This window comes from Agrococcus sediminis, from assembly GCF_007923295.1.
GTDB lineage: Bacteria > Actinomycetota > Actinomycetes > Actinomycetales > Microbacteriaceae > Agrococcus > Agrococcus sediminis.
Genome location: NZ_VOIR01000012.1, coordinates 218,057 through 240,570, shown reverse-complemented (window position 1 = coordinate 240,570; position 22,514 = coordinate 218,057). Strand labels below are relative to the sequence as shown.

Annotated in this window: 33 protein-coding genes; 32 read left to right on the top strand and 1 reads right to left on the bottom strand. The window is 72.0% G+C overall.

The genetic code is table 11. The features are described from left to right. Positions 1 to 24 precede the first annotated feature (24 nt). Genes FQ330_RS04860 through FQ330_RS04850 form a run of 3 tightly spaced genes read left to right on the top strand, consistent with a single transcriptional unit; the run spans position 25 to position 3,028 of the window. Positions 25 to 1,167 (top strand): type III polyketide synthase, encoded by a 1,143-nt coding sequence (locus tag FQ330_RS04860; protein WP_146355677.1) that lies wholly within the window; start codon positions 25 to 27, stop codon positions 1,165 to 1,167. Continuing rightward, the gene (locus tag FQ330_RS04855) at positions 1,164 to 1,886 is read left to right on the top strand and encodes a methyltransferase domain-containing protein (RefSeq protein WP_146355675.1); all 723 of its coding nucleotides are present in this window, start codon (positions 1,164 to 1,166) and stop codon (positions 1,884 to 1,886) included. The genes FQ330_RS04860 and FQ330_RS04855 overlap by 4 nt, the downstream gene beginning before the upstream one ends. Then, a complete protein-coding gene (locus FQ330_RS04850; protein WP_192575846.1) occupies positions 1,883 to 3,028 on the top strand; it encodes an FAD-dependent oxidoreductase in 1,146 nt (381 codons plus the stop codon). The genes FQ330_RS04855 and FQ330_RS04850 overlap by 4 nt, the downstream gene beginning before the upstream one ends. Here the strand turns inward: FQ330_RS04850 and FQ330_RS04845 are convergent. Next, a complete protein-coding gene (locus FQ330_RS04845; protein WP_146355671.1) occupies positions 3,009 to 3,908 on the bottom strand; it encodes an arginase family protein in 900 nt (299 codons plus the stop codon). The genes FQ330_RS04850 and FQ330_RS04845 overlap by 20 nt on opposite strands. 101 nt (positions 3,909 to 4,009) lie before the next feature. On the opposite strand from FQ330_RS04845, the gene FQ330_RS04840 reads away from it, so the two are divergent. The 29 genes from FQ330_RS04840 to FQ330_RS04700 all read left to right on the top strand — a co-directional run bounded on the left by FQ330_RS04840 (position 4,010) and on the right by FQ330_RS04700 (position 22,481). Then, positions 4,010 to 4,240 carry an antitoxin gene (locus tag FQ330_RS04840; RefSeq protein WP_146355669.1) on the top strand — a complete coding sequence of 77 codons (231 nt, stop codon included), beginning with the start codon at positions 4,010 to 4,012 and terminating at the stop codon, positions 4,238 to 4,240. Positions 4,241 to 4,618: 378 nt separating this feature from the next. Next, a complete protein-coding gene (gene rpsJ / locus FQ330_RS04835; RefSeq protein ID WP_021010896.1) occupies positions 4,619 to 4,927 on the top strand; it encodes a 30S ribosomal protein S10 in 309 nt (102 codons plus the stop codon). Between the two features lie 8 nt (positions 4,928 to 4,935). Beyond that, positions 4,936 to 5,586 carry a 50S ribosomal protein L3 gene (gene rplC / locus FQ330_RS04830; RefSeq protein ID WP_128189854.1) on the top strand — a complete coding sequence of 217 codons (651 nt, stop codon included), beginning with the start codon at positions 4,936 to 4,938 and terminating at the stop codon, positions 5,584 to 5,586. Positions 5,587 to 5,588: 2 nt separating this feature from the next. Next, the gene (gene rplD, locus FQ330_RS04825) at positions 5,589 to 6,536 is read left to right on the top strand and encodes a 50S ribosomal protein L4, sunset domain variant (protein WP_128189855.1); all 948 of its coding nucleotides are present in this window, start codon (positions 5,589 to 5,591) and stop codon (positions 6,534 to 6,536) included. After that, positions 6,536 to 6,835: a 50S ribosomal protein L23 gene (gene rplW, locus FQ330_RS04820; protein ID WP_128189856.1), complete on the top strand. Its 300-nt coding sequence runs from the start codon at positions 6,536 to 6,538 to the stop codon at positions 6,833 to 6,835. The genes rplD and rplW overlap by 1 nt, the downstream gene beginning before the upstream one ends. A gap of 19 nt (positions 6,836 to 6,854) precedes the next feature. After that, on the top strand, positions 6,855 to 7,694 hold the full coding sequence (gene rplB / locus FQ330_RS04815) for a 50S ribosomal protein L2 (protein WP_128189857.1): 840 nt from the start codon (positions 6,855 to 6,857) through the stop codon (positions 7,692 to 7,694). A gap of 12 nt (positions 7,695 to 7,706) precedes the next feature. Continuing rightward, the gene (gene rpsS / locus FQ330_RS04810) at positions 7,707 to 7,988 is read left to right on the top strand and encodes a 30S ribosomal protein S19 (RefSeq protein ID WP_021010891.1); all 282 of its coding nucleotides are present in this window, start codon (positions 7,707 to 7,709) and stop codon (positions 7,986 to 7,988) included. 24 nt (positions 7,989 to 8,012) lie between these two features. Continuing rightward, positions 8,013 to 8,381: a 50S ribosomal protein L22 gene (gene rplV / locus FQ330_RS04805; RefSeq protein WP_123697049.1), complete on the top strand. Its 369-nt coding sequence runs from the start codon at positions 8,013 to 8,015 to the stop codon at positions 8,379 to 8,381. Beyond that, positions 8,381 to 9,115, top strand: coding sequence for a 30S ribosomal protein S3 (rpsC, locus tag FQ330_RS04800; protein ID WP_128189858.1), 735 nt, complete (start codon positions 8,381 to 8,383; stop codon positions 9,113 to 9,115). Before rplV ends, rpsC begins: the two co-directional genes overlap by 1 nt. A gap of 2 nt (positions 9,116 to 9,117) precedes the next feature. Continuing rightward, complete coding sequence (rplP, locus tag FQ330_RS04795; protein WP_128189859.1) at positions 9,118 to 9,537, top strand: 50S ribosomal protein L16; 420 nt, start codon at positions 9,118 to 9,120, stop codon at positions 9,535 to 9,537. Then, positions 9,537 to 9,854, top strand: coding sequence for a 50S ribosomal protein L29 (gene rpmC, locus FQ330_RS04790; protein ID WP_146355667.1), 318 nt, complete (start codon positions 9,537 to 9,539; stop codon positions 9,852 to 9,854). The genes rplP and rpmC overlap by 1 nt, the downstream gene beginning before the upstream one ends. Next, complete coding sequence (gene rpsQ / locus FQ330_RS04785; RefSeq protein ID WP_146355665.1) at positions 9,854 to 10,138, top strand: 30S ribosomal protein S17; 285 nt, start codon at positions 9,854 to 9,856, stop codon at positions 10,136 to 10,138. Before rpmC ends, rpsQ begins: the two co-directional genes overlap by 1 nt. Positions 10,139 to 10,164: 26 nt before the next feature. After that, the gene (gene rplN, locus FQ330_RS04780) at positions 10,165 to 10,533 is read left to right on the top strand and encodes a 50S ribosomal protein L14 (RefSeq protein WP_123697054.1); all 369 of its coding nucleotides are present in this window, start codon (positions 10,165 to 10,167) and stop codon (positions 10,531 to 10,533) included. Between the two features lie 3 nt (positions 10,534 to 10,536). Then, a complete protein-coding gene (gene rplX, locus FQ330_RS04775) occupies positions 10,537 to 10,908 on the top strand; it encodes a 50S ribosomal protein L24 (RefSeq protein WP_128189862.1) in 372 nt (123 codons plus the stop codon). Then, on the top strand, positions 10,901 to 11,461 hold the full coding sequence (gene rplE / locus FQ330_RS04770) for a 50S ribosomal protein L5 (protein WP_128189863.1): 561 nt from the start codon (positions 10,901 to 10,903) through the stop codon (positions 11,459 to 11,461). Before rplX ends, rplE begins: the two co-directional genes overlap by 8 nt. 82 nt (positions 11,462 to 11,543) lie before the next feature. Further along, positions 11,544 to 11,942 (top strand): 30S ribosomal protein S8, encoded by a 399-nt coding sequence (gene rpsH, locus FQ330_RS04765; protein ID WP_128189864.1) that lies wholly within the window; start codon positions 11,544 to 11,546, stop codon positions 11,940 to 11,942. A gap of 6 nt (positions 11,943 to 11,948) precedes the next feature. Then, entirely contained in the window at positions 11,949 to 12,485 is a 537-nt protein-coding gene (gene rplF, locus FQ330_RS04760) for a 50S ribosomal protein L6 (RefSeq protein WP_128189865.1), read from the top strand. Continuing rightward, on the top strand, positions 12,485 to 12,856 hold the full coding sequence (gene rplR, locus FQ330_RS04755; protein WP_128189875.1) for a 50S ribosomal protein L18: 372 nt from the start codon (positions 12,485 to 12,487) through the stop codon (positions 12,854 to 12,856). The genes rplF and rplR overlap by 1 nt, the downstream gene beginning before the upstream one ends. Beyond that, a complete protein-coding gene (rpsE, locus tag FQ330_RS04750; RefSeq protein WP_225792692.1) occupies positions 12,853 to 13,569 on the top strand; it encodes a 30S ribosomal protein S5 in 717 nt (238 codons plus the stop codon). Before rplR ends, rpsE begins: the two co-directional genes overlap by 4 nt. After that, positions 13,566 to 13,754, top strand: a complete 189-nt coding sequence (gene rpmD / locus FQ330_RS04745) for a 50S ribosomal protein L30 (protein WP_021010879.1) — start codon at positions 13,566 to 13,568, stop codon at positions 13,752 to 13,754. Before rpsE ends, rpmD begins: the two co-directional genes overlap by 4 nt. Next, the gene (gene rplO, locus FQ330_RS04740; protein ID WP_128189866.1) at positions 13,747 to 14,211 is read left to right on the top strand and encodes a 50S ribosomal protein L15; all 465 of its coding nucleotides are present in this window, start codon (positions 13,747 to 13,749) and stop codon (positions 14,209 to 14,211) included. Before rpmD ends, rplO begins: the two co-directional genes overlap by 8 nt. Before the next feature lie 60 nt (positions 14,212 to 14,271). After that, entirely contained in the window at positions 14,272 to 15,603 is a 1,332-nt protein-coding gene (secY, locus tag FQ330_RS04735; RefSeq protein WP_128189867.1) for a preprotein translocase subunit SecY, read from the top strand. After that, complete coding sequence (locus FQ330_RS04730; RefSeq protein WP_128189868.1) at positions 15,604 to 16,185, top strand: adenylate kinase; 582 nt, start codon at positions 15,604 to 15,606, stop codon at positions 16,183 to 16,185. After that, complete coding sequence (map, locus tag FQ330_RS04725) at positions 16,185 to 17,015, top strand: type I methionyl aminopeptidase (protein ID WP_128189869.1); 831 nt, start codon at positions 16,185 to 16,187, stop codon at positions 17,013 to 17,015. The genes FQ330_RS04730 and map overlap by 1 nt, the downstream gene beginning before the upstream one ends. A gap of 78 nt (positions 17,016 to 17,093) precedes the next feature. Beyond that, the gene (locus tag FQ330_RS04720) at positions 17,094 to 17,348 is read left to right on the top strand and encodes an HPr family phosphocarrier protein (RefSeq protein WP_128189870.1); all 255 of its coding nucleotides are present in this window, start codon (positions 17,094 to 17,096) and stop codon (positions 17,346 to 17,348) included. 25 nt (positions 17,349 to 17,373) lie between these two features. Continuing rightward, positions 17,374 to 18,948, top strand: coding sequence for a PTS mannitol transporter subunit IICB (locus tag FQ330_RS04715; protein WP_146355663.1), 1,575 nt, complete (start codon positions 17,374 to 17,376; stop codon positions 18,946 to 18,948). An 8-nt stretch (positions 18,949 to 18,956) separates the two neighbouring features. Beyond that, complete coding sequence (locus tag FQ330_RS04710; RefSeq protein WP_128189872.1) at positions 18,957 to 19,388, top strand: PTS sugar transporter subunit IIA; 432 nt, start codon at positions 18,957 to 18,959, stop codon at positions 19,386 to 19,388. Next, positions 19,388 to 20,512, top strand: coding sequence for a mannitol-1-phosphate 5-dehydrogenase (locus FQ330_RS04705; protein ID WP_146355661.1), 1,125 nt, complete (start codon positions 19,388 to 19,390; stop codon positions 20,510 to 20,512). The genes FQ330_RS04710 and FQ330_RS04705 overlap by 1 nt, the downstream gene beginning before the upstream one ends. A gap of 88 nt (positions 20,513 to 20,600) precedes the next feature. After that, a complete protein-coding gene (locus FQ330_RS04700) occupies positions 20,601 to 22,481 on the top strand; it encodes a heavy metal translocating P-type ATPase (protein WP_146355659.1) in 1,881 nt (626 codons plus the stop codon). Positions 22,482 to 22,514 lie beyond the last annotated feature (33 nt).

Here is a 22,514-nt window from a genome sequence, read left to right as displayed (position 1 = left end):
AGGCGCCGCCACTACGCTCGCCGCATGACGGTGACGCTGAGGGGCCTGTCCACTGCCGTGCCGCCCACGCGGCTCGTCCAGACCGAGGTGGCGGAGGTGTTCGGCGCGCAGCCCGGCCTGTCGCGGCTCGCCCAGCGCATCGTCTCGACCTCGTTCGGCGTCTCGGGCATCGACCACCGCTACACGGTCGTCGACGAGCTGACGCTCTCGGGCGACGGGCCCGAGGAGCCCGCGTTCTTCGACCGCAGCACCGGCCTCCTGCTCGACCCCGGCACGCGGCTGCGCAACGACCGCTACGCCGAGCACGCGAGCCGCCTCTACGTCGAGGCGGGCGGCGCGGCGCTCGCGGCGGTGCCCGACCTCGAGGCCGCCGACGTCACGCACGTCATCACGGTCTCGTGCACCGGCTTCTACGCGCCGGGGCCGGACTTCGTGCTCGCGCGCGACCTGGGCCTCCCCGCGGGCGTGCAGCGCTACCACCTGGGCTTCATGGGCTGCTACGCGGCGGTGCCGGCGCTGCGGCTCGCGGCGCAGCTGTGCGAGGCCGACGCGTCGGCGGTCGTGCTCGTCGTGAGCGTCGAGCTCTGCACGCTGCACCTGCGCACCTCCAACGATCCCGACACGATCGTCGCGACGTCGCTCTTCGGCGACGGCGCGGGCGCGGGCGTCGTGACCGCGCGGCCGACGGCCGAGGGCGAGCGCGCGCTGCGGCTCGACGCGTTCGCGACCCGCACGACGCCGCAGGGCGAGGGCGACATGGCGTGGCGGATCGGCGACCACGGCTTCGAGATGGTGCTCTCGAACGCGGTGCCGTCGCTCATCGGCGAGCACATCGTGGGCGCGATCGAGCCGCTCCTCTCGCAGGAGGCGGCGCTGGGTGCCGCGCTCGGCGAGGGCCGCGCGGGCGACGCGGTCAGGCACTGGGCCATCCACCCGGGCGGGCGCAGCATCCTCGACAAGGTCGAGTCGACGCTGCGGCTCTCCGAGGCGCAGCTCGTGCCGGCGCGCGAGACGCTGCGCGACTTCGGCAACATGTCGAGCGCCACCGTGCTGTTCGTGCTCGACCGGATCCTGCGCTCGGACGCCGCCGACGGCGAGCGCGTCGCAGCGATGGCGTTCGGCCCCGGCCTCACGGTCGAGTCGGCGCTGCTCACCGTCCAGGGATGAGCGTGCCGCGCTGGGCGCTGCGCGATCGCGACCCGGATGCGCGCGAAGCGATGGACGACCCGGGCTGCGACCCCGAGGTGCTCGCGCGCACCTACGCGAGGTTCGACCTCGTCAACGCCGCGGTGTCGGGCCGCGGGGCGCTCTACCGCCGCTGGATCCGCCCGCGGCTGCGCGCGGGGCGGCAGGTGCGGCTCCTCGACGTCGGCACGGGCGGCGCCGACCTGCCGCGCCGGCTGCTGCGCTGGGCGGCGCGCGACGGCGGCGGGCTGCGCGTGGTGGCGATCGATCCGGATGCGCGCGCGATGGCCTACGCGCGCGGGCTCGGCCCCGTGCCGGGCCTCGAGCTGCGCCAGGCGACGACCGGCGACCTGGTCGCCGCGGGCGAGCGCTTCGACGTCGTCGTGTCGAACCACGTGCTGCACCACCTGTCGCCCGCCGAGCTCGGCGCGGTGCTCGCCGACTCGGAGCGGCTGACGGCGCCGGGCGGCGTCGCCGTCCACGGCGACATCGCCCGCTCGCCGCTCGCGTACGCGGCCTTCGCCGCCGCCACCTGGCCGCTGCAGCCCACGCTCCTGCGCGGCACGCTCATCCGCCCCGACGGCCTCGCCTCGATCCGCCGCAGCAGCACGCCCGCCGAGCTCGCGGCCGCGGTGCCGCCGGGGTGGAGCGTGCGGCGCGGCCTGCCGTCGCGGCTCGAGCTCGTGCGGGAGGCGCCGTGAGCGCGCGCCACGACGTCGCGGTCGTCGGGGCGGGCGCCGTGGGCCTGCACCTCGCGTGCCTCCTCGCGCAGCGGGGGCTCGACGTCGTCGTGCTCGAGCGGCGCACCGCGCCGTCGGCGGCGTCGCGCGCGTTCGGCATCCACCCGCCGGGGCTCGCGGCCCTCGACGCGGCGGGCGTCGGCGACGCCGTGCGCGCGGAGTCGACTGCCATCACCGCGGGCGCGGCGCTGCGCGGCGGGCGCGAGCTCGCGCGGCTGCGCTTCGACGAGGCGCCGATCCGCGCGCTGCCGCAGCACCGCACCGAGGCGCTGCTGCGCGAGCGGCTCGCGGCGCTCGCGCCCGGCGCGCTGCGCACCGGCGCGCGCGTCGTGGCGCTGACCCAGCGGGCGGACGCCGTCGGGCTCGGGATCGAGGGGAGCGCCCCGGTCGAGGCGCGCTGGGCGGTGGGCGCCGACGGCGTGCGCAGCGCGGTGCGCGCGATGCTCGGCGTGCGCTGGCGGCTCCGCCACGGCTGGGGCGCGTACGCGATGGTCGACGTCGACGAGCCGGAGGGCGCGGGTGCTCGCCCGGATGCGCAGCACGGCGAGGCGCACCTGCACCTCGAGCCCGGCGGCATCGTCGAGTCGTTCCCGCTCCCGGGCGGCCGGCGGCGCTGGGTGGTGCGGCTGCGGGAGCCGGAGCCCGGCATCGGCCTCGCTCGGTTCCAGCGCCTCCTCGACGAGCGGCTCGTCGACCCGCCGCGGCTGCCCGCGGGCGCGGAGCCGAGCGCGTTCGTCGCGCGCCAGCACCTCGCGGAGCGCGCGGCGGTCGGGCGGGTGGCGCTCGTCGGCGACGCGGCGCACGAGGTGAGCCCGATCGGCGGCCAGGGCATGAGTCTCGGCTGGCTCGACGCGCTGGCCCTCGACGCGGCCCTCTCGCGTGCGCTCGCCGACGAGCGTCGCGGCGCCGAGGCCCTCGCGGCCTACGCCCTCGCGCGCGGCGAGGCGGCCAAGCGCGCGATGCGGCGCGCCGCCTGGAACATGGGGATGGGCTCGCCCGCCGGCGGCACGGAGCTCGCGGCGCGCATGCTGCTCGTGCGGGCGCTCGCGCTGCCGCCGGGGCGGGCGGCCGTGGCCCGCGCGTTCACGATGCGGGGGCTCTGAGCGCCAGGCCGGCGAGCGCCTCGAGGATCCCGAGCGCCACGAGCCGCACGGTGCGCCCGTCGGAGGCGTCGGCGGATGCGTCGACCTCGGTGAAGTCGATCGAGGTCACCTCGGGCGCGGCCGCGAGGGCGCGCACGAGCTGCCGCAGCTGCCAGGCGCTGAGCCCTCCGGGGGTGGAGGCCGGGCAGCCGGGCGCGACGGCTCGGTCGCAGACGTCGACGTCGACGTCGACGTGCACCGGTCCGCCGGCGGCCGCGGCGATCGCGACGGCGCGGGCGGCGATCTCGTGCATCGGGGCCGCCTCGCACGCGTCGCGGGCGATCACCGTGATGCCCGCCGCCTCGGCCCGCTCGGCGTAGGCCGCGGAGTTGGCGAAGTCCTGGATCCCGATCTGCACGACGCGGCGCCCGTCGAGGCCCGCCTCGAGCAGCCGGCGCACCGGCGAGCCGTTGCTGCGGCCGTCGCGCAGGTCGTGGTGCGCGTCGATCGTGATGAGGCCGGCGGAGCCGACGGATGCGCCCCAGGCGCCGAGGGCGGCGGGCACGGTCGCGGCATTGTCGCCGCCGATCGCGAGCACGAGCCGCGCGCGGGCCGCGGCCCCCGCGACGAGCGCCGCAGCGCCTGCCTCGTCGCCGTCGGGGTCGGCCGCGTCGCCGGCGTCGGCGATCCGCAGCCCCGCGAGCGGCGCCGCCGCGGCGTGCGGCGAGTAGCGGCGCAGCGCCTCGCGCACCGCGGGCGGCGTCGAGTGCGCGGCGGTGGGGCTCAGCGACGTCGCGTGGGTCCCGAGCCCGACGAGCACCGCGTCGACGGCCCCCTCGGCCTCGGCGAGCTGCGGCCATCCGCCCGCGCGGGGCCAGCTGGGATCGTGGGGGAGCGCCATGCCGCGAGCGTAGCGATCGGGCCGGAGCACTGGCGCGATCGCCGCGGGTGTGGTTCGGTGGTGGGCACGCCGCGATCCGCGCGACGGGACAGGAGGCATGCATGGGCATCGATGACTTCGTGAACAAGGCGAAGGACGCGCTCGACAACGAGCAGGGCGAGCAGCACAGCGACCAGGGCATCCAGGCCGCCGGCGACGGCTTCGACCGGCTCTCGGGCGGGCGCTTCGCCGAGCACACCGACGGCGTGCAGGAGCACGCCGACGGCTTCCTCGGCCACTCCGACGCAGACGCTGCCGGGGCGCAGCCGCAGGACGACGAGCCGCGCCAGTAGCGCGGGAGCACCGAGGGGCGGGGAGCGATCCCCGCCCCTCCGCCGTGCGTGGGAGGATGGCGGCGCGGCCGGCCGCAGCCGCGGAACGACGCGGCAGCAGGCGCGACACGCCCGGGTTGCACGGACATCCTGATCCGTGCGAGAATCGACAGGTTGCAAACGCGGCGTCTCACGCCGCTCACTGCCCTGGCAGTGCACAGGACGATCACGATCCTGGGCCGCGGGCAGCCGACAAGAACTTCGCCGAAGCCGAGCGCGGCATGACCGTGCTCAGCGGCGGTGCGCGCCCTCCGGGGCATTGACAGAAGAACAGCGGTGCACTGACAGGTGTGTTGCGAGCAGTCCGAGCGGCTGCGTCGACAGGAAAGAGAGTCAGCCATGGCGGGACAGAAGATCCGCATCCGACTGAAGTCGTACGACCACGAGGTCATCGACTCGTCGGCGCGCAAGATCGTCGACACCGTGACCCGAGCGGGCGCGACGGTGGTGGGCCCTGTGCCGCTGCCGACGGAGAAGAACGTGGTCGTGGTGATCCGTTCTCCCCACAAGTACAAGGACAGCCGCGAGCACTTCGAGAAGCGCACGCACAAGCGACTCATCGACATCATCGATCCGACGCCCAAGGCCGTCGACTCGCTCATGCGCCTCGACCTGCCCGCTGACGTCAACATCGAGATCAAGCTCTAAGGAACGCCATGTCGAAGATCACGACGACTCGCGGCCTGCTCGGCAAGAAGCTCGGGATGACCCAGGTGTGGGATGAGCAGAACAAGCTCGTCCCCGTCACGGTGCTCGAGATCACGCCGAACGTGGTCACGCAGATCCGCACGCACGAGAAGGACGGCTACGCGGCCATCCAGATCGCTGCCGGCCAGGTCGACCCGCGCAAGGTCAACAAGCCCGCCGCCGGCCACTTCGACGCCGCCGGCGTCACCCCCCGCCGCCACCTCGCAGAGGTGCGCACCGACAACGCCGGCGAGTACGAGCTCGGCCAGGAGCTGGCCGTCGACCTGTTCGCCGCAGGCCAGAAGGTCGACGTCGTCGGCACCTCCAAGGGCAAGGGCTTCGCCGGTGTCATGAAGCGCCACAACTTCGCCGGCGTCTCCGCCTCGCACGGTGCCCACCGCAACCACCGCAAGCCGGGCTCCATCGGTGCCTCGTCCACGCCCAGCCGCGTCTTCCGCGGCATGCGCATGGCCGGCCGCATGGGTGGCGAGCGCGTGTCGGTGCTGAACCTCACGGTCCACTCGATCGACGTCGAGCAGGGCCTCATGCTCGTCAAGGGCGCCGTCCCCGGTGCCCGCGGCCGACTCGTCTTCGTCCGCAACGCTGTGAAGGGAGCCTGAGCATGACCGCACAGGTCGCCATCGTCGACGCGAAGGGCAAGCAGGCAGGCTCGGTCGAGCTGCCCGCCAGCATCTTCGACGTCCAGACGAACGTTCCGCTGATCCACCAGGTCGTGGTCGCGCAGCTCGCTGCCGCACGCCAGGGCACGCACTCGACCAAGGGTCGCGGCGAGGTCTCCGGCGCCGGCCGCAAGCCGTTCAAGCAGAAGGGCACCGGCCGCGCGCGCCAGGGCTCGATCCGCGCGCCCCAGATGACCGGCGGTGGCATCGTCCACGGCCCGACGCCGCGCGACTACTCGCAGCGCACCCCCAAGAAGATGATCGCCGCGGCCCTGCTGGGCTCGCTGTCCGACCGCGCTCGCGGCGGCCGCCTGCACGTCGTCGAGACCTTCGGCTCCGCCGAGGCCCCGAAGACGCGCGCAGCCGTCGAGATGCTCGCCGCGCTCGGCGTCGTCAAGAACGTGCTCATCGTGCTCGACCGCTCCGAGGAGACCGCGTTCCTCTCGGTGCGCAACCTCACCGAGGTGCACGTCCTGTCGTGGGACCAGCTCAACGCGTACGACGTGCTCGTGAGCGACGACATCGTCTTCTCGAAGACCGCCTACGAGGCGTTCGTCGCCGCGAAGACGAAGGGCGAGGCCGTCGTGGCCGCCGCTCCCGTCGAGCAGCCGGCGACGGCCGACGAGGCCGCCCCTGCCGCTGAGGCAGAGGTCGCCGAGGGCGACTTCGGCGCCGACTCGGCCGCACCGCTGGCCGACGGCTCCGCCCCCGAGGGCTTCCCGATCAAGGGCAACGCGAACTCGATGAAGTTCCACCGCCCCGAGGGTCGCTGGTTCGAGCAGACCGAGGCCGAGGTGTGGTTCCGCACTGCCGAGGCCGCTGAGGCCGCTGGCTTCGTCGAGGCCGGCAAGGGCTCGAAGGCCGCTGCGGCAGACAAGGACGAGAACTGATGAGCGGTTACAACAAGGACCCTCGCGACATCATCATCCGCCCGATCGTGTCCGAGAAGAGCTACGCGCTCATCGACATGGGCAGCTACACCTTCGAGGTCGACCCGCGCGCCTCGAAGACCGAGATCAAGCTCGCGATCGAGAAGATCTTCGGCGTCAAGGTGGAGCGCGTCAACACCCTCAACCGCGTCGGCAAGACGCGCCGCACCCGCTTCGGCATCGGCAAGCGCAAGGACACCAAGCGCGCGATCGTGAAGCTGAAGTCCGGCTCGATCGACATCTTCACGGCTGTCGGCTGAGGACGGAAGGAACAAGCACATGGCAATCCGCAAGTACAAGCCGACGACCCCCGGTCGTCGCGGCTCCTCCGTCGCAGACTTCGCTGAGATCACCCGGTCGACGCCCGAGAAGTCGCTGCTGCGCCCGCTCCCCAAGACGGGTGGCCGCAACAACGCCGGTCGCATCACGACCCGCCACATCGGCGGCGGCCACAAGCGCCAGTACCGCGTCATCGACTTCCGTCGCAACGACAAGGACGGCGTCAACGCCCGCGTCGCGCACATCGAGTACGACCCCAACCGCACGGCGCGCATCGCGCTGCTGCACTTCGAGGACGGCACGAAGCGCTACATCCTGGCCCCCAACAAGCTCGGCCAGGGCGACATCGTCGAGTCGGGCGCAGGCGCCGACATCAAGCCGGGCAACAACCTGCCGCTGCGCAACATCCCGACGGGAACGGTCGTCCACGCGATCGAGCTCCGTCCGGGCGGCGGCGCCAAGCTGGCCCGCTCGGCCGGCGCATCGGTCCGCCTCGTCGCCAAGGACGGCCCCTACGCGCAGCTCCGCCTGCCGTCGGGCGAGATCCGCAACGTCGACGCCCGCTGCCGCGCCACGATCGGCGAGGTCGGCAACGCCGAGCAGTCGAACATCAACTGGGGCAAGGCCGGCCGCAAGCGCTGGCTCGGCGTCCGTCCGACCGTCCGCGGTGTCGCGATGAACCCGGTCGACCACCCGCACGGTGGTGGCGAGGGCAAGACGAGCGGTGGCCGCCACCCCGTCAGCCCGTGGGGTCAGGCCGAGGGCCGCACCCGCCGGCCGAACAAGCCGAGCGACAAGCTCATCGTCCGCCGCCGCCCGACCGGCAAGAAGAAGCGCTAGTAGGAGAGTCCGATGCCCCGCAGCCTCAAGAAGGGTCCGTTCGTCGACGACCACCTCCTCACCAAGGTGGTTCGCCAGAACGAGGCCGGCAGCAAGAACGTCATCAAGACGTGGTCGCGCCGCTCGATGATCGTCCCGGCCATGCTCGGCCACACGATCGCCGTGCACGACGGCCGCAAGCACATCCCGGTCTTCGTCACCGAGACGATGGTCGGCCACAAGCTGGGCGAGTTCGCGCCCACCCGCACCTTCCGCGGTCACGTGAAGGACGACAAGAAGGGTCGTCGCCGCTAAGCGCGGCGACGGAAGGAGAAGGCAATGGTTGAGTCGATCGCTCGCGTTCGTCACATCCGCGTGACCCCTCAGAAGGCCCGCCGCGTCGTCGACATGATCCGCGGCAAGCAGGCCGAGGAGGCCCTCGCGATCCTGAAGTTCGCCCCGCAGGGCGCCTCGGAGCCGGTCTACAAGCTCGTCGCCTCGGCGATGGCGAACGCCCGGGTCAAGGCCGACGCGACGAACGAGTTCCTCGACGACGCCGACCTGTACGTGTCGCGCGCATTCGTCGACGAGGGCACCACGCTCAAGCGGTTCCAGCCGCGTGCACAGGGTCGCGCGTTCCGCATCAACAAGCGGACGAGCCACATCACCGTCGTGCTCGCGACGCCGACCACGGAGGACGAGAAGTAATGGGACAGAAGGTCAACCCGTACGGCTTCCGCCTCGGCATCACCACCGACCACGTGTCGCGCTGGTTCGCCGAGTCGACCAAGCCGGGGCAGCGCTACGCCGACTACGTGGCCGAGGACGTGCGCATCCGCAGGATGCTCGCGACGAGCCTCGACCGCGCCGGCGTCGCCCGCATCGAGATCGAGCGCACCCGCGACCGCGTCCGCGTCGACATCCACACCGCCCGTCCGGGCATCGTGATCGGTCGCCGCGGCGCCGAGGCCGAGCGCATCCGCGCCGACCTCGAGAAGCTCACCGGCAAGCAGATCCAGCTGAACATCCTCGAGGTCAAGAACCCCGAGGCCTCGGCTCAGCTCGTCGCGCAGGGCATCGCCGAGCAGCTCAGCGCCCGCGTGGCATTCCGCCGCGCGATGCGCAAGGGCCTGCAGTCGGCGCAGCGCGCCGGTGCCAAGGGCGTCAAGATCAAGGTCTCGGGCCGCCTCGGCGGTGCCGAGATGAGCCGCAGCGAGTCGTACCGCGAGGGACGTGTGCCCCTGCACACGCTCCGGTCGAACATCGACTACGGCTTCTACGAGGCCCGCACCACCTTCGGCCGCATCGGCGTGAAGGTCTGGATCTACAACGGTGAGCTCACCAACCGCGAGCTGGCTCGCGAGCAGGCGAACCAGAAGCCGCAGCGCGAGCGTCGGGGTCCCCGCCGCGACGCGCCGGCAGCAGCAGGAGTCGAGGCGTAATCATGCTCATTCCCCGTCGAGTCAAGCACCGCAAGCAGCACCACCCGAAGCGCCGCGGTCAGGCCACCGGTGGCACGAAGGTCAGCTTCGGCGAGTTCGGCATCCAGGCGCTCACGCCTGCGTATGTCACGAACCGCCAGATCGAGGCCGCTCGTATCGCCATGACGCGCCACATCAAGCGCGGCGGCAAGGTGTGGATCAACATCTACCCCGACCGTCCGCTCACGAAGAAGCCCGCCGAGACCCGCATGGGCTCCGGCAAGGGCTCGCCCGAGTGGTGGGTCGCGAACGTCAAGCCGGGCCGCGTCCTGTTCGAGGTCGCCGGCGTCAACGAGGAGCTCGCACGCGAGGCGATGATGCGAGCCATTCACAAGCTGCCGCTCAAGGCACGCATCATCAAGCGCGAGGAGGCTGACGCATAATGGCGATCGGTTCCAAGGAGCTCCTGCCCGCCGAGCTCGCCAGCATGGACGACGAGCGTCTCGTCGTCGAGCTGAAGCGGGCCAAGGAGGAGCTGTTCAACCTGCGGTTCCAGTCGGCCACCGGCCAGCTGGACTCGCACGGCCGCCTGCGCGCCGTCAAGCGCGACATCGCGCGGCTGTACACCGTGATCCGCGAGCGCGAGCTCGGCATCAGCGCCTCCCCGGCGCCGGTCGAGAAGGCTGCGGACAAGAAGAAGTCGAAGAAGGCCGACGAGGCCGCGAAGGCCACTGAGGCCGAGAAGGCTGAGGACAACTGATGGCTACTGAGCAGCCCAAGGACGAGACCGTCCAGCGCGGCTACCGCAAGTCGCGCATCGGCTACGTCGTCTCCGACAAGATGGAGAAGACCGTCGTCGTCGAGGTCGAGGACCGCGTCAAGCACCCCCTCTACGGCAAGGTCCTGCGCAAGTCCTCGAAGGTCAAGGCGCACGACGAGCAGAACGCCGCCGGCATCGGCGACCGCGTCCTGATCGCAGAGACCCGCCCGACGAGCGCCACCAAGCGCTGGCGCCTCGTCGAGATCCTCGAGAAGGCCAAGTAGGCCTCGGCCTCGAAGGAGATCCAGACATGATCCAGCAGGAATCCCGCGTCAAGGTCGCCGACAACACCGGCGCCAAGCAGCTCCTGACCATCCGCGTCCTCGGCGGCTCCGGCCGTCGGTACGCGGGCCTCGGCGACACCATCGTCGCCACGGTCAAGGACGCCATCCCCGGCGGTGCCGTCAAGAAGGGCGATGTGGTCAAGGCCGTCATCGTCCGCACCGTGAAGTCCACCCGCCGTCCCGACGGCTCGTACATCAAGTTCGACGAGAACGCAGCGGTCATCCTGAAGAACGACGGAGACCCCCGCGGCACGCGCATCTTCGGCCCCGTCGGTCGCGAGCTCCGCGACAAGCGCTTCATGAAGATCGTCTCGCTCGCACCGGAGGTGATCTGACCCATGGCCAGCATCAAGAAGGGCGACCTCGTGCAGGTCATCGCCGGCGCGCGCGAGTCGCGCGGCGGCGACCGGGGGAAGACCGGTCGCGTGATCGAGGTCCTGCCCGAGCAGAACCGCGTGATCGTCGAGGGCGTCAACCTCGTCACCAAGCACATCAAGGTCGGCCAGACCAACCGCGGCACCCGCACGGGCGGCATCGAGACCCACGAGGCCCCGATCCACGTGTCGAACGTCGCGCTGATCGACCCCGAGACCAAGAAGCCCACCCGCGTCCGCCGCGAGGTCAAGACCGTCGAGAAGAACGGCGTCACGACCACGACGAAGGTCCGCGTCGCGAGCAAGTCGGGCAAGGAGATCAAGAGCAATGACTGACACCGCTGTGCGCCTGCCCCGGCTCAAGCAGCAGTACCGCGAGACGATCGTGCCGCAGCTCCGCGAGGACTTCGGCTACGGCAACGTCATGCAGGTGCCGGGCCTGACCAAGATCGTCGTCAACACCGGCGTCGGCGAGGCCGCGCGCGACTCGAAGGTGATCGAGGGCGCGATCCGCGACCTCACGCAGATCACCGGACAGAAGCCGATGGTGACCGCCGCACGCAAGTCGATCGCGCAGTTCAAGCTGCGCGACGGCATGCCGATCGGTGCGCACGTGACGCTCCGCGGCGACCGCATGTGGGAGTTCCTCGACCGTCTGCTGACGCTCGCGCTGCCCCGCATCCGCGACTTCCGCGGCCTGAGCCCGAAGCAGTTCGACGGCAACGGCAACTACACGTTCGGCCTCCAGGAGCAGTCCGTGTTCCACGAGATCGACCAGGACAAGATCGACCGCGTCCGCGGGTTCGACATCACCGTCGTCACGACGGCGAAGTCGGACGACGAGGGTCGCGCGCTGCTCAAGGCGCTCGGCTTCCCCTTCCAGTCCTGACCCCATCGGCGCCGCCGGCGCCGAGCAGCTTCAAGGTCGCTGTCCGCGGAACGGGCAGCGAAACCAGAACGGAGAACCACCCATGACGATGACCGATCCGGTCGCCGACATGCTGACGCGTCTGCGCAACGCCAACACGGCCATGCACGACGAGGTCACGCTGCCGTCGTCGACCCTGAAGGCGAGCATCGCCGAGATCCTCGAGCGCGAGGGCTTCATCTCGGCCTGGAAGGTCGAGGACGCACGCGTCGGCAAGACGCTGACCCTCAGCCTGAAGTACGGCCCGAACCGCGAGCGCGCGATCGTCGGCCTCAAGCGCGTGTCGAAGCCCGGCCTCCGGGTGTACGCACGCTCGGCCGAGATCCCTCAGGTCCACGGCGGCCTCGGCGTCGCCATCCTGTCCACGAGCTCGGGCCTCCTCACGGACCGTGAGGCCGAGCAGAAGGGCGTCGGCGGGGAAGTCCTCGCCTACGTGTGGTGAGCTGACATGTCACGAATCGGACGTCTTCCCATCGACATCCCCTCGGGTGTCGACATCACGGTGCACGGCGACGTCGTCACCGTCAAGGGCCCCAAGGGCGAGCTCCAGGTCCCGATCGCCAAGCCGATCCAGGTCGAGGTGGCCGACGGCCAGATCCAGGTCACGCGCCCGGACGACGAGCGCGAGTCGCGCTCGCTGCACGGCCTGACCCGCACGCTGATCGCCAACGACATCCTCGGCGTCACGGAGGGCTACTCCAAGTCGCTCGAGGTCGTCGGCACCGGCTACCGCGTGGCGGCGAAGGGCACGGGCATCGAGTTCGCGCTCGGCTACTCGCACCCGATCAGCGTCGAGCCGCCCGCCGGCATCACGTTCACGGTCGAGGGCAACAACAAGGTCACCGTCAGCGGCATCTCGAAGCAGGCCGTCGGCGAGGTGGCCGCGAACCTCCGCAAGCTGCGCAAGCCGGAGCCCTACAAGGGCAAGGGCGTCCGCTACGCGGGCGAGCAGATCCGCCGCAAGGCTGGAAAGGCTGGTAAGTGATGGGCATCGGTACCCGAGGCAAGAGCAAGTCGGCTGCCCGCGGTCGTCGCCACGCACGCCTCCGCAAGAAGATCGTCGGCACCGCGTCGGTGCCGCGCCTGGTCGTCACCCGCTCGGCACGCCACGTGTTCGTGCAGGTCGTCGACGACTCGAAGGGCGTCACCGTGGCGTCCGCATCCACGATGGAGGCTGACCTCCGCGGCTTCGACGGCGACAAGACCGCCAAGGCGAAGCGCGTCGGCGAGCTCGTCGCGGAGCGCGCCAAGGCGGCCGGCATCGAGTCGGTCGTGTTCGACCGCGGCGGCAACCGCTACGCCGGTCGCGTCGCCGCGATCGCCGACGGCGCACGAGAGGCAGGGCTGGGACTGTGAGCGAAGAGAACAAGGACACGCAGGTGACGGACACCACGCAGCAGGCTGCGCCCGCTGAGGCCGGCCAGGGCGGCGACCACCGCGACGAGCCTCGCGAGCAGCGCCGCGGCAGCCGCGACCGCGGCACGCGCGGCGAGCGCGGGCGTCGTGACGACCGCGGCACGGAGAACCAGTTCCTCGAGCGCGTCGTGACGATCAACCGCGTCTCGAAGGTCGTCAAGGGCGGCCGCCGCTTCAGCTTCACGGCGCTCGTCGTCGTGGGCGACGGCGACGGCATGGTCGGCGTCGGCTACGGCAAGGCCCGCGAGGTCCCCACGGCCATCTCGAAGGGCGTCGAGGAGGCGAAGAAGAACTTCTTCCGCGTCCCCCGCATCGCCAAGACGATCCCGCACCCGGTGCAGGGCGAGGCCGCTGCCGGCGTCGTGCTGCTCCGTCCCGCTGCCGCCGGTACCGGTGTCATCGCGGGCGGCCCCGTGCGCGCCGTCCTCGAGTGCGCCGGCATCCACGACGTCCTGAGCAAGTCGCTCGGCTCGTCGAACTCCATCAACATCGTCCACGCGACGGTGGCGGCGCTGCGCCAGCTCGAGGAGCCCCGCGCAGTGGCCGCCCGTCGTGGCCTCGATGTCGACCGCGTCGTGCCGGAGCGCCTGCTCCGCGCCGAGGCGGAGCACACCAAGCACGAGGCTGAGATCGCGAAGGCGGCATCCAAGTGAGCAAGCTGAAGATCACGCAGATCAAGTCCGTGATCAGCGAGAAGCAGTACCAGCGCGAGACGCTGCGCTCGCTGGGCCTCAAGCGCATCGGCCAGTCGGTCGAGCGCGAGGACAACGAGCAGAACCGCGGTTACGTCAACACGGTCCGGCACCTCGTCAAGGTCGAGGAGATCCAGAATGACTGAGAAGAACGAGTCGGCCGAGCTGCCGTCGCTCAAGGTGCACCACCTCCGGCCCGCGCCGGGCGCGAAGACCGCCCGCACGCGCGTCGGTCGCGGTGAGGCGTCGAAGGGCAAGACGGCCGGTCGAGGCACGAAGGGCACGAAGGCCCGCTACTCGGTGCGTCCCGGCTTCGAGGGCGGCCAGCTGAACAGCGTCATGCGCGCTCCGAAGCTGCGCGGCTTCAAGAACCCGTTCCGCACGGAGTACCAGGTCGTCAACGTCGGCCAGCTGCAGGCGCTGTTCCCGAACGGGGGCGACGTCACCGTCGCCGACCTGGTCGCCAAGGGCGCCGTCCGCAAGAACGAGCTCGTCAAGGTGCTCGCCGGCGGCGAGCTGACGGTCGCGCTGACCGTCGCCGTCGACAAGGTCTCGGCAGCTGCTGAGCAGAAGATCGTGGCCGCAGGCGGCTCGGTCAAGTAAGTAGGCTGAGGGGCGGTCCGTGCGCGGGCCGCCCCACTTGCCATTCTCGGAAGGCTGCACGTGTTCAGTGCCATCGCACGCATCTTCAGGACGCGCGACCTGCGTCGGAAGATCCTCTTCACGCTCGCCATCGTGGCGGTGTTCCGGCTCGGGTCGTTCATCCCCGCGCCGTTCGTCGACTACGGCAACGTGCAGGAGTGCATCGCAGCGAACCAGACGGCCACCGGGCTCTACCAGCTGGTGAACCTGTTCTCCGGCGGCGCCCTGCTGCAGCTGAGCATCTTCGCGCTGGGCATCATGCCCTACATCACCGCGGCGATCATCGTGCAGCTGCTCCGCGTGGTGATCCCGCACTTCGAGGCGCTCTACAAGGAGGGCCAGTCGGGGCAGGCGAAGCTCACGCAGTACACGCGCTACCTCACGATCGCGCTCGGCGTGCTGCAGTCGACGACCCTCATCACCGTCGCGCGCTCCGGCGCGCTGTTCTCGGCCACCGGCGGCCCCGCGCTGCCGCAGTGCCAGAACCTGCTGACGAACGACTCGTGGTGGGCCATCTCGCTCATGATCCTCACCATGACGGCCGGCACCGGCCTCATCATGTGGCTCGGCGAGCTCATCACCGAGCGCGGCGTCGGCAACGGCATGTCGCTCCTCATCTTCACGTCGATCGCCGCGACCTTCCCCGGCGCCCTCGGCATCATCCTCGAGACCCAGGGCTTCAACACCTTCGTCATGGTGCTGCTCGTCGGCGTGCTCATCATGGGCCTCGTGGTCTTCGTCGAGCAGTCGCAGCGGCGCATCCCCGTCCAGTACGCGAAGCGCATGGTCGGCAGGCGGATGTACGGCGGCCAGTCCACCTACATCCCGATCAAGGTGAACATGGCCGGCGTCGTGCCCGTCATCTTCGCGTCGTCGCTGCTGTACCTGCCCGCGCTCGTCGCGCAGTTCAACATGCCCGCCGACGGCTCCGCGCCGGCCGACTGGGTGCTGTGGGTGCAGGCCAACTTCACGACCGGCGACCACCCGCTCTACATGCTGGTGTTCTTCCTGCTGATCGTGGGCTTCACCTACTTCTACGTCGCCATCACCTTCAACCCGGAGGACGTGGCCGACAACATGAAGAAGTACGGTGGCTTCATCCCGGGCATCCGCGCGGGACGGCCGACCGCCGAGTACCTCGACTACGTGCTCACCCGCATCACGTTCCCCGGATCGATCTACCTGGGCCTGATCGCGCTCATCCCGCTGATCGCGCTGGCCACGGTCGGCGCCAACCAGAACTTCCCGTTCGGCGGCGCCTCGATCCTCATCATCGTCGGCGTCGGCCTCGAGACGGTCCGCCAGATCGACGCGCAGCTGCAGCAGCGCCACTACGAAGGGCTCATCCGCTAGATGCCGAACCTCCTCATCGTCGGTCCGCCCGGTGCGGGCAAGGGCACGCAGGCTGCCAGGATCGCGACCGCGCTCGGCGTGCCCGCGGTGTCGACCGGAGACATCTTCCGGCAGAACATCAAGGAGCAGACCGAGCTCGGCCAGCGCGTGACGGCGATCCTCGACGCGGGGGACTACGTGCCCGACGAGCTCACGAACGAGCTCGTCGACGACCGGCTCGCGCAGGACGACGCCGCCGAGGGCTACCTGCTCGACGGCTACCCGCGCACGGCGGGGCAGGTCGAGTTCCTCGACGGCGTGAACCTGCGCCGCGGCGAGCAGCTCGACGCGGTGATCCGGCTCGTCGCCGACACCGAGGAGGTCGTCCGCCGCCTGCTCGCGCGCGCCGAGCAGCAGGGCCGCAGCGACGACACCGAGGCGGTCATCCGCCGCCGGCTCGAGGTCTACGAGCGCGAGACCGCGCCGCTGATCGCGATCTTCGGCGATCGCGACCTCGTGGTGGAGGTCGACGGCATCGGCGCCGTCGACGAGGTGACCGACCGCATCCTCGCCGGCCTCGCCGAGCGCGGCATCCGCGCCTGATGCGCGGGCGCGGGCCCTACAAGTCGCGGCGCGAGCTCGCCGGCATGCGCGAGCCGGGCCGCATCACCGCGCTCGCCCTCGAGGCGGTGGAGGCGGCGATCGCCCCGGGCGTCACGACGCTCGAGCTCGACGCGATCGCCGAGCGCGTGATCCGCGAGCACGGCGCGGTGCCGAACTTCCAGCTCGAGCCCGGGTACGAGCACACGCTCTGCGTCAACGTCAACGACGTCGTCGTGCACGGCATCCCCGACGACGAGCCGCTGCAGCCCGGCGACCTCATCACCGTCGACTGCGGCGCGACGATCGGCGGCTTCCACGGCGACGCCGCCATCTCGGTCGTCGTGCCCGGCGGCGACCCCGAGACCGCGGCCGCGCGGCAGCGGCTGAGCGACGTCACGCGCGGCGCGCTCTGGGCTGGCGTCGCCGCGCTCGCCGGCGCCAAGCAGCTCGGCGAGGTCGGCATCGCGATCGAGGAGCACATCGAGGCGCACAGCGACTACGGCATCAGCGAGGACTACATCGGCCACGGCATCGGCGCGAGCATGCACGAGGACCCGCCGGTGTTCAACTACCGCACCCGCGTCATGGGGCCGGCCGTGAAGCCGGGCCTGTGCGTGGCGATCGAGCCCATCATCCACGCCGGCAGCATCGAGACCACGGTCGACGACGACGGCTGGAGCGTGCGCAGCGCCGACGGCGCCGACGCGTGCCAGTGGGAGCACTCCGTCGCGGTGCACTCGGGCGGCATCTGGGTGCTCACGGCGCTCGACGGCGGCGCCGCGGGCCTCGCCCCGTTCGGCATCGAGCCGACCCCCATCCCCGACCGCTGAGGCCCCCGCCAGCTCCCGGGAGCCGGTGGTAGCGTGACTGCACCCGGGCCGGTCGCGGCCCCGTCGCGGAGGAGCAGCATGGCCGAGCGCACCGTCACCGTCGAGTCGTCGCACGGGCTGCACGCCCGGCCCGCCTCCCTCTTCGCGCAGGCCGCAGGGCGCGCATCCGCGCCCGTCACGGTCACGAAGGGCGACAAGCAGGTCAACGCCGCGAGCATCCTCTCGGTGATCTCGCTCGGCGTGAGCAAGGGCGACACCGTCACGATCACGACCGACGACGAGGCCGCGCTCGACGAGCTCGAGCAGCTGCTCGCCACCGACCACGACGCCTGATCCCCTTCACAGCACGGAGTCGATGATGACCACCACCGCACCCGCCGGACAGCGGGGCGGGGCGCGCGTCGCCGTCCAGAGGTTCGGCACCTTCCTCTCCGGCATGATCATGCCGAACATCCCGGCGCTCATCGCCTGGGGCATCCTGACCGCGCTGTTCATCCCGGTCGGGCCCCTCCCGAACGAGAGCCTCGCGAGCATCGTCGGCCCGACGATCCACTACCTGCTGCCCATCCTCATCGCCGGCACCGGCGGCCGGATGGTCTACGGCACGCGCGGCGCGGTGGTCGGCGCCTTCGCGGTCATGGGCGCGATCGCCGGCTCCGACTGGCTCATCGCCCAGTTCAACGCCGCGCAGCCCGAGGGCAGCGGCGAGCTCGGCCAGGTGCACATGTTCATCGGCGCGATGATCCTCGGCCCGCTCTCGGCCTGGGTCATGCAGCAGCTCGACAAGCTGTGGGACGGCAAGGTCAAGGCCGGCTTCGAGATGCTCGTCAACATGTTCTCGGCCGGCATCGTCGCGTTCGTGATGGGCCTCGTCGGCTTCTACGTCGTCGCGCCGGTCGTGAACTGGATCATGTCGGTCGTCGGCGGCGCCGTCGGCTGGCTCGTCGAGACGGGCCTGCTGCCGATCGCCTCGCTGCTCATCGAGCCGGCGAAGGTCTTCTTCCTCAACAACGCCATCAACCACGGCGTGCTCACGCCGCTCGGCACCACCGAGGTGGCCGCCGACGGCAGCTCGATCCTCTTCCTCCTCGAGGCCAACCCCGGTCCGGGCCTCGGCCTGCTGCTGGCGTTCTCGGTCTTCGGTGTCGGCGCCGCGCGCGCCACGGCGCCCGGTGCCGCCATCATCCAGTTCCTGGGCGGCATCCACGAGGTCTACTTCCCCTACGCGCTCATGAAGCCGATCCTCATCGCCGCGCTCGTGCTCGGCGGCGCCTCGGGCGTCGCGACGAACATGCTGCTCGGCACCGGCCTCGCCGGTCCCGCGGCGCCCGGCAGCATCTTCGCCGTCGGCGCGCAGGCGCTGCTCGTCGGCGGCGGCAACCTCGTCGGCGTGCTGCTGTCGGTCGTGATCGCGGCCGCGGTGACCTTCGCCGTCGCCGCCGTCATCCTGCGAGCGAGCCGCAAGCGCGACCTCGAGCGCGAGGCCGCCGGCGACGACGCGCTCGGCGCCGCGGTCGCGCAGACGCAGGCCAACAAGGGCCGTCCGTCCGAGGCGCTGTCGGGCCTCACGGCCGCGGGCGCAGCGGGCGCCGCGACCGCCACCGCGACCGACCGCACCGCACCCTCGGACGCGCACGAGCCCATCCACCGCATCGTCTTCGCCTGCGACGCGGGCATGGGGTCGAGCGCGATGGGCGCGAGCGTGCTGCGCAGCAAGTTCAAGAAGGCGGGCCTCGAGGACGTCGACGTGAAGAACGTCGCGATCGCCAACCTCGACGGCGGCGAGGACCTCATCATCACGCACCAGGACCTCACCGCCCGCGCGCGGCAGCGCAACCCGCACGCGACGCACGTGTCGGTCGAGAACTTCATGAACAGCCCGAAGTACGACGACGTCGTCAGGCTCGTCGCCGAAGCCAACGCCACCGACTGAGGAGTCCCATGCCCGTCCTGTCCGTCGACCAGATCACCACCAGCCCTCGCGCCACCACGAAGGACGAGGCGATCCAGGAGGCGGCCGACATGCTCGTCGCCGCCGGGGCCGTGACGCCCGACTACGCCGAGGCGATGCGCGAGCGCGAGCGGAGCGTCTCGACCTACATGGGCAACCTGCTCGCCATCCCGCACGGCACGAACGAGTCGAAGGACGCGATCCTCGACTCCGCGCTGTCGGTGGCGCGCTACGAGACGCCGCTCGACTGGGACGGCAACCCGGTGCGGTTCGTGGTCGGCATCGCCGGCAAGGACGGCGGGCACCTCGAGATCCTGTCGAAGATCGCGGTGGTGTTCGCCGACGAGGACGAGGTGGCCAAGCTCGAGGCGGCGCCCGACGCGGCGGCGATCCTCGAACTGCTCGGCGACGTCAACGAGTGATGCGCGCCGTCCACTTCGGGGCCGGCAACATCGGCCGCGGCTTCGTCGGGCTGATCCTGCACCGCGCCGGCTACGAGGTGGCGTTCGTCGACGTCAACGCCGAGCTGATCGCGATGCTCCAGGCGGCGGATGCGTACCAGGTGCGCGAGGTCGGGCCCGAGGCGCGCGTGCACACGGTCACGGGCTTCACGGGCATCGACTCGAAGGCCGACCCCGACGCGGCCGCGCGGGCGGTCGCCGAGGCCGACGTCGTCACGTGCGCCGTGGGGCCGAGCGCGATGCGCTTCATCGCGCCGGTGATCCGCGCGGGGCTCGCGCTCCGCTCCGGCGACCCGGTGACGGTGATGGCGTGCGAGAACGCGATCGGCGCCTCCGACACGCTCCGCGAGCACGTGCTCGAGGACGCGCCCGAGCTCGCCGGCCGCGCGGTGTTCGCGAACACGGCCGTCGACCGCATCATCCCGCCGCAGGACCCGCACGGGCTCGACGTGGTCGTCGAGGACTTCTTCGAGTGGTCGATCGACCGGCGGCCGTTCGCGGGCAGCGAGCCGAGCATCCCCGACGCCCACTTCGTCGACGACCTCGCGCCCTTCATCGAGCGCAAGCTCTTCACCGTCAACACCGGGCACGCGACCACCGCCTACGCGGGATGGATGCGCGGCATCCCGACCATCGCCGAGGCGCTCGAGCACCCCGAGATCCGGCACGCGGTCGAGGCGGCGCTCGCCGACACGTCGCGGCTGCTGGTCGCGAGGTTCGGCTTCGACGCCGCGCAGCACGGCGCCTACGTCGAGCGCGCGCTCGCGCGGTTCGAGAACCCGGCGCTGCCCGACACGTGCGAGCGCATCGGGCGGCAGCCGCTGCGCAAGCTCTCGCGCCACGAGCGGTTCGTGGAGCCCGCGGCGCAGCTGCTCGAGCGGGGCGAGCCGGCCGACGCGCTCGTCGCGGCGATCGGCACGGCGCTGCGCTTCGACGCGCCGGGCGACGAGGAGGCGGTCGAGCTGCAGCGGCTGCTCGCCGAGCTCGAGCCGGCGGCCCTCGTCGCGCAGGTGATGGGCATCGAGGCGGATCACCCGCTCGCGCCGCAGCTCGTGGCCGCGGTCGCCGAGGCGCAGGCGCGCTGAGGGGGCGCCGGCCAGCAGGCTCGCACCGCTCGGTCGCGCTGCCCGGTCGCCCTGGCCGGGCGCTCCCGGCCGCCGCTAGCGTGAGGCCATGAGCCTCGTCGCGCTGCTGCGCAGCTACCCGCTCGTGGCGGCGACGCTCCTCGTCGCCGCCGCGGGGGGCCTGCTCGCGCTCACGCCCGCGGCGTGGCTCGTGCCGTGGGTCGTCGGCGGCTGGGCGGCCGCGATGGCGGCGCGCTCTGCCGTCGGGATGGTGCGCGACCTGCTCGCCGGGCACGCCGGCATCGACCTGCTCGCGATCGTGGCCGTCACCGCGACCGTGCTCGTGGGGGAGCACTGGGCCGCGCTCATCGTCGTGCTCATGCTCACGGGCGGCGAGGCGCTCGAGGACTACGCCGCCCACCGGGCGCGCGCCGACCTGTCGCGGCTGCTCGAGCGCGCCCCGTCGCGGGCGCACATCGAGCGCGAGGGGCGGCTCGACACCGTCGACGTCGGCGAGGTCGCGATCGGCGACGTGCTGGTCGTGAAGCCGAACGAGATCGTGCCGGTCGACGCCGTGCTGCTCGACGTGCCGGCCGAGCTCGACCTGTCGTCGCTCACGGGGGAGTCGCTGCCGGTCGAGGTGGCGGTCGGCGGCGCGGTGCCCTCCGGCGCCGTGAACGGCGCGGCCGCCGTGCGGATGCGTGCCGAGCGCGCCGCCGTCGACAGCCAGTACCAGGCCATCGTGCGGCTCGTCGAGCAGGCGAGCGAGCAGAAGGCGCGCACGGTGCGGCTCGCCGACCGCTACGCGGTGCCCTTCACCGTCGGCGCGCTCGCGATCGCCGGCGCCGCCTGGTGGCTCTCGGGCGACGCCACGCGCTTCGCGGAGGTGCTCGTCGTCGCCACCCCGTGCCCGCTGCTCATCGCGGCACCGGTGGCGTTCATGGCCGGCATGAGCCGCGCCGCCCGCGCGGGCGTGGTGGTGAAGGGCGGCGACGTGCTCGAGCGGCTCGCGCGCGCCCAGACGTTCGTCTTCGACAAGACCGGCACGCTGACCGGCGGCGAGCCGCAGCTCGAGGAGGTGCGCGCGGCGGACCCGTCGCGCACGCTGTCGCTCGCGGCGGCCGCGGAGCGCTACTCGACGCACGCGCTCTCGGGGGCCGTGCTGCGCGCGGCCGAGGCCCGAGCGCTCGCGGTGCCCGACGCATCCGACGCCCGGGAGACGGCGACGAACGGCGTCGAGGCGACGGTCGCGGGGCAGCACGTCGTCGTGGGCAAGCGCGCCTACGTCGAGCGGTTCGCCGGGGCGGTGCCCGAGCAGCGGCTCGAGCCAGGGCAGGTCGCCGTGTACGTGGCGATCGGCGGCGAGGACGGCGGGGCGCTCGTGCTGCGCGACCGGCTGCGGCCGGAGGCGGCCGCGACCGTGGCGGCGCTGCGCGCGGGCGGCGCGGAGATGCTCATGCTCACCGGCGACGCGCGCGCGACCGCCGAGCACGTCGGGCGCGAGGTCGGCATCGACCGCGTGCAGGCCGACTGCCTGCCGGCAGACAAGGTCGAGGCGGTGCGCGGCGCGACCCGGCGTCCCGTGGTGATGGTCGGCGACGGCATCAACGACGCGCCCGTGCTGGCGGTCGCCGACGTGGGCATCGCGATGGGCGCGCGGGGCGCGACGGCGGCGAGCGACTCGGCGGACGCGGTCGTGCTCGTCGAGGACGTCGGCGCGGTCGAGCGCGTGGCCCGGATCGCGCGCGACACGGTGCGCATCGCGCTCCAGAGCATCTGGCTCGGCATCGCGATCTCGGTCGGCCTGATGGCGGTCGCGGCCCTCGGGCACCTGCCGGCGATCGCGGGCGCGTGGCTGCAGGAGCTCGTCGACCTCATCGCGATCCTCGGGGCGCTGCGCGCGCTCGGACCGCGCCGCGAGCGGCACCCGGGGCCGGCGGTCGAGCGCCCGGGCGCTCCGGCGGCGAGGTCTGTGAGGATGGAGCCGTGACGATCGGGACGGGGCCGCGATGCTGACGACGGG